At 30.4% G+C, this 2,758-nt stretch carries 4 protein-coding genes; all 4 read right to left on the bottom strand.

What is annotated here, in order from left to right:
• Positions 1-180, bottom strand: a 180-nt coding sequence (locus DP68_RS18750) for a hypothetical protein (RefSeq protein ID WP_035312056.1), incomplete at its 3' end; no start/stop codon positions are given.
• 117 nt (positions 181-297) lie between these two features.
• Positions 298-1,089, bottom strand: coding sequence for a hypothetical protein (locus DP68_RS18745; protein ID WP_035312055.1), 792 nt, complete (start codon positions 1,087-1,089; stop codon positions 298-300).
• Between the two features lie 5 nt (positions 1,090-1,094).
• A complete protein-coding gene (locus DP68_RS18740; RefSeq protein WP_035312054.1) occupies positions 1,095-1,877 on the bottom strand; it encodes a hypothetical protein in 783 nt (260 codons plus the stop codon).
• A gap of 185 nt (positions 1,878-2,062) precedes the next feature.
• Positions 2,063-2,758, bottom strand: a 696-nt coding sequence (locus DP68_RS18735) for a cell wall-binding repeat-containing protein (protein WP_035312053.1), incomplete at its 5' end; no start/stop codon positions are given.

The following is a 2,758-nucleotide window of genomic DNA, read 5'->3' as shown; positions in this document are numbered from 1 at the left end:
ACCAAAGCCTATTTCCTCTGCTATAGCTCTTGATGTTTTAAATCTGTCCAAGCCTTGAACTCTCTTAGCAGTTTTAGTTAACTGTGTTTCAGCTTGTACACTTACTGGATTAAACCCTTGAGCAATAGTAAAAGCTAGAAATGTTGATAACATTAATTTTGATACTCTCTTGAAATTCATTTGTTCCCCTCCAAGTTATATTATTCTATAAATAATTCCAATTCTATTCCCATTTTATATTAAATCTTTACTAAAATCTATTGGATAGTAATGGATTTTAGTGAATGAATATACTTATCATCCAATAAACAACATATAGTAATTGCCGTCTAAAATGTTTTCATTAAAAATATTACTTAGAGTTGATAATGTAAATATAGCTGTAATTATTAAGTTTAATATAATTCCCCAAACAGCAAATACCCTTTTCTTCTTTCTTGCAAATACTCCTATAATTCCAAGAACTAATCCCACTACACTTGAAATCATACAACCAATAAAAAGTATTCCAATTATAACTACTATAGGAGATGCTTGTATCACTTCCTCAGATGATACACCCGCTATAACACTGTTATAAGTTATTATTCCACCTGCTATAAAGATAACTATGCTAACTAAAGCTATTACAAATGAAGCAATTCCTATACCGGAATGTTTGTAATTTTGCTTTTCATCATAATTTGCGAAGGTACTTTCATACTGGCTCCATTCATCAAGCTGAAAACATCTCTTTACCTTTGGAAGCATGTAAAATATCATTGGTAAAGCATAAATCATCACTGCAAATACCGCTGTAGCAATAATTACAACTTTTTCTTCAACACTTGTATCAAAGGTAATTATCATTTCCAAAACACAAGCTACCATTAAAGCTACGAAGGATTTACGAGCAATTTCTTTCCTTAACAATAGTCCGACACTTGTAACTATAAGTGCTGCCCCTATAATTCTAAGAACTATATTGTCAACATAATAAAATCTGCTTGATGGATCTGCTCCTTCTATCATTCCAGTAATTCCAAACCAAATATATAATAGCGCAATAACGATATTTAACCTTTTTATTTTTTTAATACTCATACTCATTTTTATTACCACCTCAATATGTTATATATAAATGAACCCATGTTTCCAGCTGCAACAACTTGGGCAAAGAATAATGTACCAATAATTTCTTCATCCTTACGTTTCTCTATAAAATTGAAAACAAATAGCAATAGAAGCCCTAATACCTGTAAAACTAAAGGAAAAAATGCATCATTATATTTAGTAACCCAAAGCCATGACTTAATTCCCTTGTCGAAAAGCAAATATATATTAACTGGGTACGATAGTATACAAGATAATATTAAAAATTTCCAACGGAAAAAATGTGCTGCCACCATCAATAAAAGTACTCCTACTATTAATAATACATATATAAGAATATCTTCAGCAGGAAACCCTACCTTTGTTTCCTGTGAGTTAGGATCATATCCAAGTTGCCCCAAATAAATTCCTCTATTTGTATTAGGTAAATATCCTATTTTGTAATATTGATGAGTTTTAATTCCTGATGTCATAAAAAACTCTAGTGTCTTTCCTTCCACCTCGATATATTCGGTAGAACTCTTACTTGGACGACTTACATCATAAACATATTCAACAGAATAAATTAACTTTCCGGTAATTAATTTAGGTAAATCCTTCAAATAGGGAACAGTAGAATGAATAAACATAAATATTGCAATTATAATAGACAAAACTTTACCAATTATATACTTAACATCTGATCCCTTAAACCCTTGAACCACAGCATCAGAGAAGATTACAATAGCTACTGCAAAAATTAATTGAAGCAAAATTTCAAGTACAAAAACTATGCTTTGAAACAAATACAATGCGCCACCTCTTTTCTAACTACTACCTTTATTTCTTAACTACTAACCTCTAATAAAAAATCCTAAATAAAATTCCTCTTAAACATCATTCAGTAGAAAACTTTGGCAGAAAGTTCTTCAAAGAACCTTCTGCCATAATTGTTTGCCATCTGTTAAAATTTTATATCCCAAAATTTCCTTTATTCTTCTACTATTTCACTTTCATAGAACATCCACTTTCCATTTATTCTCTTTAAATAGTAAGTTCCCTTTTCTTCTATGGTTTCTTTATATCCTTCAGATGGAATTTCTAGCAAGTCACTTTCAACTATTTCAACTACTGCCTCTTTATAGTTTATTTTAGTTATTTTTATATCCTTATAAGTTACAGTGATATTTATACCATTAGCTTTAAATTCTTTGAATATTTCTGTATATAGTTCTTTAAGTGGAGCATATACTTCAGATTTTGGGTCAATAACTGACATATACTTATTTATATCTTTAGTCTTTATTGCTTGTGCAAGTACCTCAAACATTGCTGATATTTCAGTATATTGTTTTTCCATATCGAAATCTATAACAAATTCTAAACTATCACTAAGGGAACCCTTGCCTCCTAATAAGTAGTAGTTCTCCATTCCCTTTGCTTCAAATTTAGCATATTGATCATCTAAGTTAGACTCATCTGCAAGCACCATTGGAGCATTTAACTTAGCAGCTAATTGGCTTCCTGATAATGCATCTGCAAATCCCTTACCTGATGCTAATACAATATTTTTTGTATCTAAATTAAACTCATTAAATATGCTCATTGATGTTTCATATCTACTGCTTCCGCCTAATCTAACTATTTCCACTGATGGAAGTATAGTCTTAATTTCATTTACAACTGC

It is taken from the genome of Clostridium sp. HMP27 (assembly GCF_000765165.1).
In the GTDB taxonomy this organism is placed as follows: domain Bacteria; phylum Bacillota; class Clostridia; order Clostridiales; family Clostridiaceae; genus Clostridium_AK.
The sequence above is the reverse complement of the archived record's forward strand: the minus strand, read 5'-3'. Positions and strand labels throughout refer to the sequence as shown.

Coding starts and splice junctions, on each gene's coding strand:
- DP68_RS18745 (WP_035312055.1), bottom strand. CDS start 1,089: ATGAGTATGAGTATTAAAAAAATAAAAAGGTTAAATATCGTTATTGCG.